The following is a 15260-nucleotide window of genomic DNA, read 5'->3' as shown; positions in this document are numbered from 1 at the left end:
GCGCGGGTGTCCTGAAACGAGCGAAGGCAGGCACAACAGACGAGTAAATCGCGTAGCTGAGCGTGAGTCAGCCTATTTCCAACGTCGTTGTTGAAGGGAGCAGAAGGTGCAGCGTTGCACGAGCTACATGATAGCACCGATTATGCCGAAGTATTCAATCCCGCTGTTTGGCGGGCATGCAGAATGAGCCGGCGAAGCGGTTTCGGAGCCTCCTAATGTTTATGGGTTTGGCTCCGAATATCAAATTGCCGAAGCGGGTTCAGGCCGCTTCGCCGGGTGTCTGTGAGTCGCGGGCGGCTAGGGTTCAATCATCTAGTAACCCGGCCCTTTTTACCACTGGTATTCCGTTCGGGCTGAGATTCTATGGTTTTCGTCAAGCTGCATTGTTGAGGCAAGCAATTTTCTGAGCGTCAGCGGTGATAAATCGCCGGATCATTTGGGCGTCCACTCGATCCGTCTTGCCCCGTCTGCCCAAACCCAGGGCATAATGGCGCATATCCCGTGGGTTCAGCACATAGACGACCATGCCCATCAATACCGCTTGCTCTGCCATGAGTTGATGATAATCGCTGGTGGCTTCCAGGCCAATATAACTCCCGGTCGGTAACGTCTTCAGCCAGGCATTGATGGCCTCTGCCGTATTGGCAAGCGTCAACAAACCCTGCTCTGAATCTATCACCAGTTCATCTTTTGCTACATCGATACCGATCAACATTTCGCTTGTCATACGTCCTCCACCTGTTGAAAAATAAGAGAGTCGGGGTGGTGCGTCTGCCGAGTAAGCTTGTGCACAAATCGGCGGTCTAACCGCTAGATTCTTCATCGACTCTGGAAGACGCGATGGGATGATTTCTCAGTGAGGTCTGTCTTAGCAGATGCTTGTCGATGTCCCTCCATCCCGACAACCAAAGTCTCCCCGATTCTCTTAACCTTTACCATACAAGCTCGTCGAAGCCCAGGCTGGTGTGCCCTTCGATAAACTCAACGGTATTTAAGAGCCGGGTTATTAGAACCACATGCACCTTGCGATTAGTGGGTGGGATCAGACTTTTTTTACAAATTCCGATTTCAATTTCATCGCGCCGATGCCGTCGATTTTGCAGTCGATATCGTGGTCGCCGTCCACTAGGCGGATGTTTTTAACTCGGGTGCCGACTTTGACAACGAGTGAAGAGCCTTTCACTTTCAGGTCTTTAATCACGGTGACGGTATCGCCGTCTTGCAGCTGGTTGCCGTTGGCGTCCTTGACTACTTTCGCCTCATCGTCGCTGTCACCGGCGGCATCGTTCGACCATTCGTGGGCGCAGTCCGGACAAATATTCATGGTGCCGTCGTGATAGGTGTATTCAGAGCCGCATTTTGGGCAGTTAGGTAAATCGTTCATGGTTGTTCCGTTGTATTGATAAGCTGCATGACAGCAGGTTTAATGAAAAAATCCAGATTAGCCGCATCCCCTAAAATCACAAACTCCATCATACTGGCCGGGATAAGAGCATCGACAGGCACTGAGTACTGTTTTCGAGCTATTCCGATAGTCTGGAGATCGGTAATCCAACGATCACCGTTTTACAGTTAGGTTTGGCTATCAACCTTTTCCGGCACCTAGCTGAAAGGTTGATTTAGAAAGTAAGCGGCTATAACGAATTCGCTGCTCGGTCTAGCGGCTGCCATTTTCTGGAATGACGAATCCGGGGAATTTAAGCTGAAGCGACGAGTATCTGGACGTTCAGTCCGGTATTTGAACCCGCTTGCTTTGTGTAATCGAATATGTGCTTTGCTTAATACCGGGATTCGACGACAAATCATAACCCGGCTTTATGAATTATTGGTATCTCGCGCGGATTTAGTGTTTGGAAGCCAGATGCAGTCTACGTTGCTTTCTTGCCGGAACAATAACTCATCAAAACGCGAGCGGCCGACCGGCCAGGAGATGACGGCGCGAGAATGATAACGGTAAAAACTCATCTGCTTGACCGATTGCCGAAAGCCTTGACATGTCAGTGTTTTAAGGTTGCGACAAATCGTCGCACTTTTTCTGGACAAAGCGATTTAAGTACACTAGAATGCGCCCACCTTGACTTAGGTCAATACGAGCCGAAAAGCTTCGTATCTATTGGGGGAGGGAATGCGACCGTGTAACGGTACAACAATAATAAAAGCGCAAGCTATTAACCTGTTATCGCAGATATCAGGCGTCCAAAAAACATAAAAATAACACCGGACGAAGCCCACTTAATAGTGGGCTTTTTTATGCGCAAATTACCATAAACCTGTTTGTTATTCAGATGGCCGAAAAATCAGATTCGCTTCCACAAGATATTATGGAGGCAGAGCGTTTCATTGATGAACTAATGAACGACACCAAGCACCCGGTTCACAATCATGCTCATCCTTTGCACAAAGAATCGGTTAAAGCATTAGATGAGCTGATGCAGAGTCTGGATACAATGCGCCATGAGTGGTTGTCTAAGGGATAGTTAAGAAAAACGCACGAATTTGTCTATTCAGATGTGGTAGCTGTACGTGTGGTTTTCTTTAAGGCTAGTAAATATATCTTTATTTTTTCTCAAAAACGGATATAATCGTCGGTTCGAGTATGTTGCAGTAACAAAGCGCATTAATAGTGTAGGGAGATAGTATGCTTATCTTGACTCGTAGAGTAGGAGAGACCTTGATGATTGGTGACGATGTGACTGTTACAGTTCTCGGGGTAAAAGGAAATCAAGTTAGAATTGGCGTAAATGCACCAAAAGATATATCTGTTCATAGGGAAGAAATCTACGAGAGAATTAAGAAAGAGCAGTCCGAAGCAGGGAGTACGGAGGGCTGAGTAAGTTATAGGAGAGATGGCCGAGAGGCCGAAGGCGCTCCCCTGCTAAGGGAGTATGTGCCAAAAGCGCATCGAGGGTTCGAATCCCTCTCTCTCCGCCACTAAATAAAGCCTTGACATAGGTTTCTAAAAGAAAGATAATAAGCGGCTCAGATAAGCGCCCGTAGCTCAGCTGGATAGAGTACTCGGCTACGAACCGAGCGGTCGGGAGTTCGAATCTCTCCGGGCGCGCCATATCGAGAACAGCAAAATATTAATCCCCTGTAGCTCAGTCGGTAGAGCGGGTGACTGTTAATCACTAGGTCGGCGGTTCGAGCCCGTCCGGGGGAGCCAAATAAATTAAGGCCTCACATGCAAATGTGGGGCTTTTTTTTGCCTGAATGGGGGCCTCCGGGTCGGTATTGGGGCAAAATTATCACCTTCCCGTCAGTGTTATTTGAATCTTCTTTAGATTTCTTGATAGCCTTCTTTTCTTTCTGAGTGTGGGCTGGTTTCTTCTTGTCTTCTTTATTGCTTTTTGGGGACTTACTCATGGCATTCTCTCCAAGTGATGACTCATACCGATCCAGACTAGAGGTTTTTTTGTCGAAGTCGGTGCGCTGGAGCACTTAGGCACATATATCGCGCAGGTTTTTCCGCTGTTATTTGTAGTCGGACCCCCAACAAACAAATCGCTGAGGGCATTTTGTCACATTGATGTCATAGGGCATTTGTAAGCTAAAGCTTCAAACAAGTGAAAATATGAGTCAGGAAAATGAGCGAATTTTTCTATAAGAAGCCGACAGAGCTTTTGGAGATTGAACGGGTGATAAACGATTTGATGGAAGATCTAACCCATCCGCTAAATAACAACCGACATCCCTACCATCGAGATTGTGTTCAGGCATTTAACGATTTGATAGCATATGCTGACAGTATTCGGCAGCACGCCGGGTTTCTTACCAGAACGTTCTAAGCGCACCGGTTGAACATTGACTGTGTCAGGTTGAATAGAAATTTGCCGCCTTACGCACCTGGATTAGGCTGCTCTGCTGGCAAACAAGACGATGTTACGGGTGTCCGACTGAGGCCATTCTTTAAAGTCGATGGGTAACTCTAACAAGGGCCCCGTCATGCAAGACTTTAACGATCCATCTATCGCAACGTACAGCCGCTTATTGTGCTTAGATGATTTGAATTGGTGATCTAAGTATGAGGGTTTAATGTCCATTACTGCCGAGTAGGGGAATTGAGCGAGCTTTTACTTTATAGAGCGCTTCTTAAAGTTGCCTTAAGAAATATTCCAGTTATTAGATGGTTATGTCATCTATCAAGAAATAGCTTTCATAAAATGCGGTAGCCACTCAAACGGCTCTATCGAATTTGCTGACAAAACTGACTTGGAAGTTTTGCTGAGTGATGCCGGATGCAATATGTTTGCTATGGCGAATGTATGAATCGTAAATGCCTTGGCCATCTTGGGATTGCATATTACGGTAGCCGTCGTATCCCTTCGGCGCCAAGAAGGCGTGATTAATCTGCTGCGTCAGGGTCATCTGTTTTTTTAGGGACATGGCCGTTTCCTGGTGATTTAAAACGCATGACATTACATCTTTATTGTCCGGTAATCTGTGATCTAGTGTCCGTAATGGTGATCGTCGGGTTCGATTCGTATTCACAAATCGCTAATGGTTGCGGGATCAGCTGTTTGGTAATGTGAGCCAGGAAATGTCATATTACCGTCAAATATTAAACGTATGCTGGACATAATCGCAGCGGCAGTAGTTTCTCGTGGTAGCTATTAACGGCAGAAGCATAGTTTTGTAAACCCCTATGGTCATTATTCACACCCGAACGCATCAGTTACAATAGATGCGTCACCACCCAATAAAAGACACTTAATTCCAGTGTAATTGGCAGCACGAAGAACATGGGATGATGTTTGATTGTGTAAAGCGACTCGATAACCTTGCTACGGTCATACGAGGGCGAATGCTCAGGATATCGAATCGCTGATGGAACTGACGCCGGTGCACTGCTGATAAAAAAATTATCATCGTCAAAAATCGAATCAAACAAATCGTCCAGCTTTTTTTGATTTTCAAAAAGGCCGTTTAAGGCATTTCTATCAAGAGTAATTGCGTTCATAACCTTCCCCCCACCCGTGTTCTTTAGAAAAGAGAGTACTGAATTGTCTGCCCATAATCTGTGAAAAATCTCATGTTACCGACAGATCGTTAACGGGTACCCGCTGAAAACCTTAGGCCGACCGCAACAAACCCTCATCAATCAACCAGGAGATCTGAATACCGACTGTTCTACTCAGTTGAAGCGTTAGCGTTAATTTGATACAAGTAATTCACGAACATGGATCTCAGGTGGAGCTAGCCCAGATCGCTCAAAATAAAACTAAATTTTGTTGAGGATGGAGGCGTTTTTTGTAGCGCCTACTCTATTTTAAGGTTACCCGATTAGCGGATGCGGTCGTGAACATTGGGACAGATCAATACGCTAAATTCTTTACCCATGGAGTCATTGACAATCATCGACTCTGCTGTAAACAGATCCTCACAGGGGGAAACTATGAAGATGAATACATTGAGCAAAGCCGTAACAATGGTGTTGATTGCAAGCTTTGCAGGTATAAGTTCTCAGCAGGTATGGGCTGACACCATCACAGTTAAGGGAACTGACGGGATTAACGGCACACCTGGCATACCCGGCAATCCGGGCGAAGATGGTGGAAACGGCACGGCAGGATCCACTGCGTCCGCACTTGCCAGCGGATTGACGGTGGATAATAGCGCGACTGCAATTGGCGGAGTGGGTGGTGCCGGTGGCAATGGCGGGGAAGGGTCGCCTGCCGGGGCGAGTAGTGGCAATGGCGGTAATGGCGCCAAAGGCGGAAATGCCAATGCATCTGCAATTACCAAGTTTAGCCACAACTCGACTGCTACAGCCTCCGCGTCTGCCACTGCGGGGGGGGGCGGCGTTGGCGGCTACGGTGCGATCCCTGGCGGTGCGGGAATTGGCGGCGATGCTTTGGCCACGGCGTCGTCGCAAAATATCGGAAACGGTGGAAGTTCTGCCAACGCAGTCTCATTTGGCGGCGCAGGTAGTACCGGAACGTCTGGCGGACACGCTGATTCAATAGCCAACGCAACCACTGACGGAGCAGGCCTAACGACAGCACAAAGTATCGCTCACGGCGGCAATGGTGGCAGTAATGGAGAGTTTTATACGTCTGGTGCCAGCGGTACGGCAAGTAGCGCAACGGCTAGGGGTATCTCCAGCGGAGGAGGTGATGTCCTGGTTAACGCTTATCAATATGGAGGTAACGCTGGATTTGGTAATGGATATGGTGGCAGTGGCGCAGATTCTGTCATGCAGAATGCCGTTTCCGGCAACACCAGTGGAATATTGACACTAGGCCAGTATGCAATTGGTGGCGCGGGTGGAGGAGCCGATTACTTTGGCGGTGGAAGCGGTGGCAAAGCTTCCTCGAGTCTCTTGGTAATTAACACCGAAAGCAGTTTGCTGAACACCCGCACAAGCGCCATCGGCGGCAACGGAGGTACCACCTCATCTCAAGGCCAGTCCGGGTCCGGCGGTAATGCCGTGACCAGCAATAGTACAGCGAGTATTGGCGACGGCCACGCCATTATTGCCAGCGGCTATGCTCAAGGTGGCAACGGTGGCAATGCGAACAGTGATTATTATAGTTCGGGTGCAACTGGCGGTAATGGCACTAGTACAACTACCGCTAATGCCAACGGGGATAGCGATGTCATGGCCAGCGACAATGCAATCGGTGGCAACAGCGGCAGAGCTGATTCTCCCAGCCAAGGCGAAAGGAGTAAAGGCGGTAGCGCCTCATCTACGGCAATTGCCAGCAATATTGGCAATCATGTGGTGTCTGCTAACACTAATGCGACTGGAGGGGGTAGTGGATTCGTAACATACACTAATAGATATGAAGGTCAGGCCAGCAATGCCGACGCGCATAGCAAGGCAAGCAGTTCAGGCGGTTTTGCCTCAAGCACGGCTATCGCAAGCGCCGGTAGCGGGAAAGCGCTAGCCGATCTGGTAACCGCAGACTCAATATCGGTGGGAGGGAATGGTTCGTATGCAAAAGCCGTCGCCGGCCAAAGCGGCTATGCTTCTGTTTCCGCCGAAGCTAGCGTACCTAACGCCGTTGCAGGTACCAGCGAAACCAGCGCTATGTTGGGGCGGTCAGTTCCGGTCACGGCGATAGCTAATGGCAAAGAAGCAGTCGCCAACGCCACTGCTCTGCCATTGTTAACCGAATTGACCGCCACCCTTGCCAATTCTGCAAACGTTAATCACGATTTCCTCAAGGTTGCCAATGCCCAGGTTTGGTTGCTGAGTAACCAGGGAGTGCTAAATACCGCACTCGATGGCAACTTCCATGACTATTCCAGCAAGATAGATTTAAGTATCAATACGACGGGATATAAGGACGAACATGCTTTGTCACTGGGATTGCTATCTCCTGAGTTCGGCGTCAATAATCTGGGTGCTAACGATATGCTTAACTTAAACATTGTCGTCACTGGTGTTCATGGCAGTTTATCGAAAAACTATAGTTTTACTGATTTGCTGAACATTAATGTACCAGGCAGCGCCGCTAATTTCTTTCACGACAAAATCCTGAACCTGGGGGTGTGGTCGGAGTTAATTTCGGCCAGCGACCCTAACCTGGATATCGCGCTAAGCCTAAATCTACACACACAAACTAGCAATGCTGGCATGAGATTTAATTATATTCTTGGTAGTGCTGTGCCAGTACCGGCAGCATTTTGGTTATTCGGCTCTATCTTGGCAGGCTGGATCGGCTTTTGTCGGCGCAATTGAAAGTTGGCATTTTGGATTTATAGGGTAGGGTGTCGGGGCGGCGGCTAAAAGCCCAGATGCCTTGGAAGCCATGCAATGCTGAGTGACGACTCAAGCCAATACACCCTGCAAGCAGAATCGTCGGCTGGATATTGAAATAGGCCGGAAGCTGTTTAGACGGCTATTGCAGGAAATACGGCCTTATGGCGACACTCATCCCGGCGCGGCTTTGGTTGAATGGCTGGATGATGTGTTGGACAAGTCGCCGTTTTGAATAAAAATCAAAATTTTTCAAAGTCGAGACTTACCGGAATAAAGTGCAGCAAAGTACGATCCTGAGCGAAGGTTACAATCAATGTTTCACTGGCGGTTCAGGGTCGACTCCAGGCGGACACCGACTGTCGCAACTGCCTTATAAGTGTGGGGATACCTCTCGATATCAGGGCTGACCAAAATAGCTTGTGTAAGCTTTTCGCCAATCACTAACCAGCACCTGTCTCGCAACCCTCAGCGCCAGACGTCCGGCACAGACCTCTTTATTTAGCCGATTTTCCAGGCGGTCTTTTAGGTGAGCATTTCAAGGGCGCTGCGATAGCTTTACTAACACACAGCCTAACGGAGGACATTAACCGATGAAATATTTACCGATAATCATTCTAGCGATGCCTGGGGCGGCGATCGCTAAAGACACTCCACTTTATCAAACCGATGCATTCGGCATTCGCCAGTACCATAAACCGGCACAGGTGATCAGGGGCGATGGCCGTATCATCGAAACCGGTCCCTACGGCAACCAGCAGCATCACAAACCGCAACACCAAATCAAAGGCAACAAGGTTTATCAAACCGACGCCGTCGGCAACATCCAGTATCACAAGCCGTCGTTAACCCTCAAAAAGTAACCCCGCTTTTCCATGCATCCGCCTGACCTTCACCCCAGGGTCGGGCTTTTTTTCTGCCCTCTACAAAGGAGTTTCAATGGCTAAACGTAAAGCCGATTCGTTTTTGTACAACTGCATCTGGTTCGTGCTGATCTTCAGTGTCCCCCAAGCACATACCCTCAACGAGTTGTTCAACAATCTTGCCAGAAAGGCACACGGTCAAGAATATCTGAAAAATTATGAAGCATTTTTGAAGCTGGCGTTGAAGGCACAAAGCCAATGCCGTGCAACATTGGAAACCCTAAGCAATATCAAAAATCCGCCAATTGTCTTCGCCTAACAGGCCAATATCTCTAACGGTCCGCAGCAGGTGAATAATGGCGTATCAATCCCGCACGCGGAAGAAATTAAAAATCAGCCAAACGAACTATTGGAGGTTACAGATGGTGAACGGTTGGACAGCAGAACGACGCAAGAAGCAGTCAGAAGCGATACAGCAATGGCAGCCCTGGAATAAGTCCACAGGCCCTAGAACTATTGAAGGTAAAACGTTAGCATCCCAAAACGCCTATACAGGAGGTTATAGCCCTTTATTGCAGGCAATATCTGCGTCTTTACGAGACCAGAAGGAGGCTCTAAAACTATTGGAATGATGTAGAATTTTTTAGTTACGGTGAAGCTTGTCAGATGCCAAGCTTCACCGTTTCATATATTAAGCTCTAATAGTCGTTTCGCGCTGTCTGCGAGTAAAAGATAAAAATCCCAGCCCTCCTGCAAACAGCCAGCCTGCAGCGGGAACTGGGACCGGTACGAGAAGCCCGAGATTGAGACCGGTAACTGGTAATTGTGTTTTCAAATTGAGATCAAAATTCAAGTTCAATACATCATTGTTCGAACTAGCAAATTGACTGAAAAAACCAAAGTCTAAGGTTTTAGCCGCAAAGAAGTTTTTAGCGTCCTCAATATTAGAGGCGCTGAATAAGTATGTATCCTGGCTTTTACCAACCGTGCCAAAAATACTGTAAGAAAACGTCAGAGTATCTCCGGCAGCGCGCAGAAGATTGGTAGTGCCTTGAAATGGATCCAAAAGATCTAACACGACATGCTGGGCATCGGACATCGATGTGGTTGTAATTTTAAGGTTTATCCCGCTGTGATAGTCAATCGTGCCGTCGGCTAATTGTGTGATATTGGCAACCGCTGCACCTTCGCTATAGTATGAGTTTACACGAGCAACTGTGGAGACTTTAACACCTGTCTTAGTTGCTAAGGCATTGGCGTCTACTCCCACTCCTCCAACGGACACAGCATGGGCGCTAACGCTGGCTGGTAATGCCCCTGTGCCACCGTTGGCTACCGAAGAAGCGTAAGCAAAACCACCACTGCTACTAGCATTAGCATGTGAATCGGCATTATCGTCGCGGTGAGAATCATCCTCAGTCTGTGAACTTTAGTCGACCCATAATAGGAGTTAGTTATGATTGTGTTATCCAATCCCCAGGCCGTCGCTGCGATTTCCTGGCCCGCAATACGCTGCTTTGTCTCGGAACGCATGACCCTGATGGCTGAGGACGGTCACTACGACCCGGACGAGCAGGGCTTTTTTCTCCTCATCGAGCCAGGAGATCGGGCCGAAACCGTGCAAGCTGATACGGGTTTCGTCTGGTGCGGCAATTTGCAACAACACTTCTTCGAGTAGCATTTTCCGCTGCTTGGACCAGCCGGCACGAGCGAGTTGGTTGTCGATTAAATCTACACGAGTACTAAACTCGTTAAGCTGAATGATTGGCACGAAATCCTTCTCTTAATTTGACCAAAAACTAAACCTAAGGTTAGCTGTTCGGCGACAATTACCCTGTCCGGTTTGACGACAACTATCTTGACCGGTTGACTGATACCAAGGACAACGGTGAGTTTCACTTTGATAGGGAGCTCACTCTTGCCTGGAAAACGTATCACTCGACATCAAGAGAGTTTATATATGAGCAAACGTCAACGAGGCCAAAGCCAGCAAACCGCGGCGGCGCAGGCAGCTATTTCTGAACGGTCTGGCCGCAGGATAGAAAAAGGGGAGCGCGTATCAATTCCGGGTGAACGCCATTGGCGAACGCGTGAAGATCCTTTGGAATCTATTTGGCAAAAGGAATTGGTGCCTCTGTTAGAAAAAGAATCGCAGCTCACCGGCTTGACGCTTTGGGAATATCTGGAAGATGAGCATGCTGGGCAATTTCCCTTCAGTGTCTTGCGTACTCTGCAGCGCCGCGTCAAACACTGGAAAGCCACCCAAGGCCCTGAGAAAGTGGTGATCTTTCGCCAGTCAGTGCCTGCCGGTCAGCAAGGCTTATCGGACTTCAGTCATCCGAACACGACCATCACCCTCCAGGGCAAAGTCTTTACGCATCTGTTGTACCAGTTCCGCTTTGCCTACAGTGGCTGGCGGTATGTGCAGATTGTGTTGGGCGGTGAAAGTTATTCGGCCTTGGCCGATGGCCTGCAGTCAGCATTAATGCTGGCCGGCGGCAGTCCACTTGAGCATCGTACTGACAGTTTAAGTGCGGCGTTTAATAACCATCGAGATGAGCAGACACTCACCCAGTCTTATGAGGCGCTCTGTACGCATTATCGATTACGGGCCACCCGCAATAACTGCGGCGTCAGCCATGAGAATGGCGCTATTGAATGTGCTCATGGGTCCTTCAAGCATCGCCTGGATCAAGCCTTAAAGCTCAGAGGGAGTAGCGATTTTGCTGACATCAAAGCCTATCAAGCCTTTCTTGATCACGTGTCTGAACGGTTAAATAGACGGTGCCAAGCCCGGTTTAGAGAAGAGCAATTAGCCTTACAGCCCTTGCCGGGTGGGCGATTTATGGATTATAGCGAGCTCAGCCTGAAGGTGACGAGAAGCAGTACCGTAGAAATTAAACGCGTGTTGTATACCGTGCCTTCACGGCTGATTGGCGAGCACGTCCGGGTGCATGTATACCATGATCGCTTGGTCATGTTTGTCGGCCAAGCCTTAACCGCAACACTCCCGCGTATTTATCCGAAAGCCGGTCAAGAACGTGCGCGACGCATTGATTACCGGCATCTTATCCATAGTTTGTCTGCCAAACCACAGGCCTTCCGGTTTTTACAATTCCGTGATGATTTGTTACCCACCGACATTTATCGCCAGTTATGGCTGCATAGTGACCGACAATTAGATGCCCGAGAGGCCTGTAAATGGATGGTGGGCGTACTGAGAATCGCTATGGATCATGATTGCGAAGAACGTTTGGGCCATGAGTTGCTGACGACTATCGAACAACATCAGCCACTGCCCAGCCTTAAGGCCTTACAGGAACGTTATTTAGGTCAGCACCCTGTGCCTTCGATACCCGCGCGGCAACATGACTTAGGCAGCTATGATCATCTGTTACAGGGTAGTTGGCATCAACCGGAGGTCGGTTATGCCTGAAACCATCGAGTTATTGCTCAAGCAGCTCAGACTGCCTACCTTTATCCGCCATTATCAAAGTCATCAAGAACAGGCGCTTGCCAAAGGCTATGGCCATGTCCGCTATTTGTCGGGGTTGTGTGAACAGGAAGCGGCTGATCGTTATCAAAAACGCGTGCAAAAATGGACTCGAGAAGCGGGTTTACCGGCGGGGAAAAGCTTCGCTAACTTGAATCAGGCAGAACTCAGCACCGCCGTGCAGCAACAGATTGCCGCCTTGAAAGATCATACGGACTGGGCTCATCGTGCCGGTAACGTCTTATTGATCGGCCCGTCGGGTGTCGGTAAATCGCACATTGCCGCCGCTATTGCCCATCAACTCATCGAACAAAACGTCCGTGTGAAATGGTTCTCAGCGGTGGCACTGGTGCAAAGCTTGCAGCAAGCCAAGCGGGACCTGGACTTAATGACCGCGATGACACGCCTGGATAAATATCAAGTGCTGATTGTGGATGATATTGGCTATGTCAAAAAGACCGATGCAGAAACCCAAGTGCTCTTTGAATTCATTGCCCATCGGTATGAAAGTGGCAGCTTGATCATCACGTCAAACCAGCCCTTCAGTCAATGGGATCACATCTTTCCAGACACCATGATGACGGTTGCAGCGATTGACCGCATTATCCACCACGCCACCATTATTGAAATCGAAGGAGAAAGCTATCGGAAAAAACAGCGTGTAAAAAAATAACCCATTATTTTTAACAAAAACCGGCCAGGGTAATTGACGTTAAACCGGAAAAGATAATTGACGCCGGACAGTTAGCCTTAAAAAAGAGGGTGTAAGAATTTTTGTGTAAACGGCCCTGAGGTAGGAAACTACCGATCCTGACAAGGAGGAAACCATGACCGTATCATCAAAAGCCATACCGGATGACCTACTCGACGCCTTGATGTCGCACTATCAAAAACCCGAGGACCTGATCGGTGCCAATGGTCTGCTGAAGCAGTTGACCAAAGCGATAGTCGAACGGGCCCTGGAAGCGGAAATGACCGCGCACTTGGGCCACGGTAAGCATGAGGCGGTGACCAACGCCAGCAGCAATGCCCGAAACGGCAAAAGCCGGAAAACGCTGAAAGGTGACTTCGGCGACTTGCCTATCGAGATTCCCCGCGACCGTCATGGCGAATTCGAACCGCAGATCATTCCTAAGCATCAACGGCGCTGGACCGGTTTCGACGATAAGATCATTTCGTTATATGCCCGAGGACTGACGGTACGGGAAATCCAAGCCCATTTATTCGAGCTTTACGGCACCGAGGTATCCCCCACCTTGATTTCCTCGGTGACCGACGCGGTACTCGAAGAGGTGGGCGTCTGGCAAAGCCGCCCGCTGGATCCGATTTACCCGATTGTGTACCTCGACTGTCTGCATACCAAAGTGCGCGATAGTGGCAGCGTGCGGGTCAAGGCCGTCTATCTGGCCATCGGTGTCAATCTGGACGGCCACAAAGAAGTGCTGGGGCTGTGGATTGCCCAAAGCGAAGGCGCCAAATTTTGGTTGCAAGTGGTCACCGAGCTCAAGAACCGTGGCGTCAACGACATCTTTATCGCCTGTGTCGATGGTCTGAAGGGATTTCCGGAGGCTATCGAAACCGTGTTTCCCAAAGCGGCCGTTCAACTGTGTATTGTCCACTTGGTCCGTCATAGCCTCAACTATGTCAGCTACAAAAGGCGCCAGTCGGTTGCCGACGACCTCAAGCAGATTTATCGAGCCGCAACGGCGAGGGAAGCCGAGCAAAAGCTGACCGAATTCGAGGCCAACTGGCTGGAGACCTATCCCACGATCGCCCCTATCTGGCGACGAAACTGGGGGCACATCATCCCTTTTTTTGACTATCCGCCCGAGATTCGCAAGGTGATCTACACCACCAATACCATCGAATCGGTGAATCGAAGTCTGAGAAAAATCATGAAAAACCGCGCGGTCTTCCCCAGTGATGACGCCTTGTCCAAACTGCTCTATTTGGCGTTGCGCAATATCAGCCAAAATTGGACCATGCCCGTCTACGATTGGAAAGCCGCTTTGAATCGGTTTAGTATTCAGTTCGAAGATCGCTTCCCTAGCCATTAAACCAAACTACCGTTTACACAAAATTTGGGACACTCCCTTAAAAAAACTAACGAAACGGGTTGAATCGAATTTATATTATCCTCTAAATAATATAAATCGTCGTAAATCAAGGTAAACAAAGATTGGTATTTTGTCCCAAAGGCTCAAAACTGCTTCTCGCAGGGTATTCCATCATAATCACCATCCATCTTGGTGCCGGGACAGTTGTCCAGATAGAACTCGGCTTCTTCCCGCGAACGCATTTCCGAGCAGTAGACCTTGCCTTGGCATTGGAAGATCTGTTTGGGAGCGGTCGGTAACGAAATCGAATGCATCGACGATTGGTCGATGGTGACCGTATTCCGGTGGCTGAATTTGTCGTAGCCATCTTCGCAGCCATGCAGATCTGCAACCGCCAGTTCAGCAAAGGCGAACCCTTGACCAGTCCGGACAAGGGGAAGGACTGTATGAAATTGAAATTGGCAGCGTTCGAGCACGAAGTATTCCTCTGCCTATTTTTGGACAACCAACATCGCGTCATCGCCTGTGATGAATTATTCAGAGGCACAATTGATGGTGCCAGCATCTATCCACGGGAAGTGGTGAAAGCCACGCTGCAATACAATGCGGCTGCCTTGATCATGGCGCACAACCACCCATCCGGCATCAGCGAACCCAGTCAGGCGGACAAAGTCATTACCGATAAACTCAAAGCCGCCCTGGCCTTGATTGATGTTCGCGTACTCGATCACTTCATCGTCGGTGAAACCGTATATTCATTCGCTGAGCACGGTTTGCTCTAAACCCGCCAATCCCTTTCCCAGTCCAGACACACTGATCACTTGCTTCATTGCGGAGAAATCCGTGCGTCCGTAACGTTCAGAAATTGGGGAAGGGGATCGACTTTCAGTCACAAAACAAAGGAGTCACGCCATGAACTCAGCCCACATCATCCGTAAGCAAATCCCCTTAACACAACGCCTGAACCATACCGAGAAGCTGTTTGGCTTGCACTTTTCCGGTACGCACTTTCAGTTGCAACCTTTCCGATGCGTTTATGCTGGCAAGCGAAACCGGGGATTTATGGGTCTTTATCTGCCAGTAACCTGCCATTGGAAAATTGGGGGCTATCTCGATCATGCGCATGTCATTGCATAAACTGAAGT

At 49.0% G+C, this 15260-nt stretch carries 18 protein-coding genes and 3 tRNA genes; 15 read left to right on the top strand and 6 right to left on the bottom strand.

Features of this window, described 5'->3' with window-relative positions:
• Positions 1-373 precede the first annotated feature (373 nt).
• Both ACR64Q_RS15210 and ACR64Q_RS15205 read right to left on the bottom strand, forming a co-directional pair.
• Complete coding sequence (locus ACR64Q_RS15210) at positions 374-727, bottom strand: IS110 family transposase (protein ID WP_313732352.1); 354 nt, start codon at positions 725-727, stop codon at positions 374-376.
• 315 nt (positions 728-1042) lie between these two features.
• Positions 1043-1384, bottom strand: coding sequence for a zinc ribbon domain-containing protein YjdM (locus ACR64Q_RS15205; protein WP_026601856.1), 342 nt, complete (start codon positions 1382-1384; stop codon positions 1043-1045).
• Positions 1385-2285: 901 nt separating this feature from the next.
• Between ACR64Q_RS15205 and ACR64Q_RS15200 the strand changes: the two genes are divergently transcribed.
• The 5 genes from ACR64Q_RS15200 to ACR64Q_RS15180 all read left to right on the top strand — a co-directional run bounded on the left by ACR64Q_RS15200 (position 2286) and on the right by ACR64Q_RS15180 (position 3163).
• On the top strand, positions 2286-2477 hold the full coding sequence (locus ACR64Q_RS15200; protein ID WP_020482892.1) for a hypothetical protein: 192 nt from the start codon (positions 2286-2288) through the stop codon (positions 2475-2477).
• Positions 2478-2638: 161 nt separating this feature from the next.
• Complete coding sequence (gene csrA / locus ACR64Q_RS15195) at positions 2639-2830, top strand: carbon storage regulator CsrA (protein ID WP_020482891.1); 192 nt, start codon at positions 2639-2641, stop codon at positions 2828-2830.
• Positions 2831-2840: 10 nt separating this feature from the next.
• Positions 2841-2931, top strand: a tRNA-Ser gene (locus ACR64Q_RS15190).
• Between the two features lie 56 nt (positions 2932-2987).
• Positions 2988-3064: transfer RNA gene (locus ACR64Q_RS15185), tRNA-Arg, on the top strand.
• Positions 3065-3087: 23 nt separating this feature from the next.
• Positions 3088-3163 (top strand) — tRNA-Asn (locus ACR64Q_RS15180).
• Positions 3164-4173: 1010 nt separating this feature from the next.
• On the opposite strand, the gene ACR64Q_RS15175 is transcribed toward ACR64Q_RS15180, so the two are convergent.
• Together ACR64Q_RS15175 and ACR64Q_RS15170 are read right to left on the bottom strand one after the other, a co-directional pair.
• Positions 4174-4383: a hypothetical protein gene (locus ACR64Q_RS15175; protein WP_313732351.1), complete on the bottom strand. Its 210-nt coding sequence runs from the start codon at positions 4381-4383 to the stop codon at positions 4174-4176.
• Between the two features lie 289 nt (positions 4384-4672).
• Positions 4673-4957, bottom strand: a complete 285-nt coding sequence (locus ACR64Q_RS15170) for a hypothetical protein (RefSeq protein ID WP_313732350.1) — start codon at positions 4955-4957, stop codon at positions 4673-4675.
• A gap of 435 nt (positions 4958-5392) precedes the next feature.
• Between ACR64Q_RS15170 and ACR64Q_RS15165 the strand changes: the two genes are divergently transcribed.
• The 4 genes from ACR64Q_RS15165 to ACR64Q_RS15150 all read left to right on the top strand — a co-directional run bounded on the left by ACR64Q_RS15165 (position 5393) and on the right by ACR64Q_RS15150 (position 8884).
• Positions 5393-7684, top strand: a complete 2292-nt coding sequence (locus ACR64Q_RS15165; protein ID WP_313732349.1) for a beta strand repeat-containing protein — start codon at positions 5393-5395, stop codon at positions 7682-7684.
• Between the two features lie 82 nt (positions 7685-7766).
• Entirely contained in the window at positions 7767-7937 is a 171-nt protein-coding gene (locus tag ACR64Q_RS15160) for a hypothetical protein (protein ID WP_313732348.1), read from the top strand.
• A gap of 358 nt (positions 7938-8295) precedes the next feature.
• Entirely contained in the window at positions 8296-8565 is a 270-nt protein-coding gene (locus ACR64Q_RS15155; protein WP_313732347.1) for a hypothetical protein, read from the top strand.
• A 76-nt stretch (positions 8566-8641) separates the two neighbouring features.
• The gene (locus ACR64Q_RS15150) at positions 8642-8884 is read left to right on the top strand and encodes a hypothetical protein (RefSeq protein ID WP_313732346.1); all 243 of its coding nucleotides are present in this window, start codon (positions 8642-8644) and stop codon (positions 8882-8884) included.
• A 372-nt stretch (positions 8885-9256) separates the two neighbouring features.
• On the opposite strand, the gene ACR64Q_RS15145 is transcribed toward ACR64Q_RS15150, so the two are convergent.
• Positions 9257-9835, bottom strand: a complete 579-nt coding sequence (locus tag ACR64Q_RS15145; RefSeq protein WP_483823341.1) for a VPLPA-CTERM sorting domain-containing protein — start codon at positions 9833-9835, stop codon at positions 9257-9259.
• 186 nt (positions 9836-10021) lie between these two features.
• Here ACR64Q_RS15145 and ACR64Q_RS15140 point away from each other — a divergent pair, with 186 nt between their 5' ends.
• The 4 genes from ACR64Q_RS15140 to ACR64Q_RS15125 all read left to right on the top strand — a co-directional run bounded on the left by ACR64Q_RS15140 (position 10022) and on the right by ACR64Q_RS15125 (position 14115).
• Positions 10022-10243, top strand: a complete 222-nt coding sequence (locus tag ACR64Q_RS15140; protein WP_313732344.1) for a hypothetical protein — start codon at positions 10022-10024, stop codon at positions 10241-10243.
• A 282-nt stretch (positions 10244-10525) separates the two neighbouring features.
• On the top strand, positions 10526-12001 hold the full coding sequence (gene istA, locus ACR64Q_RS15135) for an IS21 family transposase (RefSeq protein WP_409521147.1): 1476 nt from the start codon (positions 10526-10528) through the stop codon (positions 11999-12001).
• Positions 11994-12731, top strand: coding sequence for an IS21-like element helper ATPase IstB (istB, locus tag ACR64Q_RS15130; protein ID WP_313732341.1), 738 nt, complete (start codon positions 11994-11996; stop codon positions 12729-12731). The genes istA and istB overlap by 8 nt, the downstream gene beginning before the upstream one ends.
• Before the next feature lie 154 nt (positions 12732-12885).
• On the top strand, positions 12886-14115 hold the full coding sequence (locus ACR64Q_RS15125; RefSeq protein ID WP_026600850.1) for an IS256 family transposase: 1230 nt from the start codon (positions 12886-12888) through the stop codon (positions 14113-14115).
• Between the two features lie 143 nt (positions 14116-14258).
• Here ACR64Q_RS15125 and ACR64Q_RS15120 read toward each other — a convergent pair whose 3' ends face one another.
• A complete protein-coding gene (locus tag ACR64Q_RS15120) occupies positions 14259-14429 on the bottom strand; it encodes an excalibur calcium-binding domain-containing protein (protein WP_313732340.1) in 171 nt (56 codons plus the stop codon).
• On the opposite strand from ACR64Q_RS15120, the gene radC reads away from it, so the two are divergent.
• Together radC and ACR64Q_RS15110 are read left to right on the top strand one after the other, a co-directional pair.
• On the top strand, positions 14424-14897 hold the full coding sequence (gene radC, locus ACR64Q_RS15115; RefSeq protein ID WP_313732339.1) for a RadC family protein: 474 nt from the start codon (positions 14424-14426) through the stop codon (positions 14895-14897). The genes ACR64Q_RS15120 and radC overlap by 6 nt on opposite strands.
• Before the next feature lie 130 nt (positions 14898-15027).
• On the top strand, positions 15028-15252 hold the full coding sequence (locus ACR64Q_RS15110) for a hypothetical protein (RefSeq protein ID WP_313732338.1): 225 nt from the start codon (positions 15028-15030) through the stop codon (positions 15250-15252).
• The last annotated feature ends 8 nt before the right edge of the window (positions 15253-15260 follow it).

The organism is Methylomonas sp. 2F7 (assembly GCF_057126975.1).
Note: the sequence above shows the minus strand (reverse complement) of the source record. Positions and strands in the feature narration are given on the sequence as shown.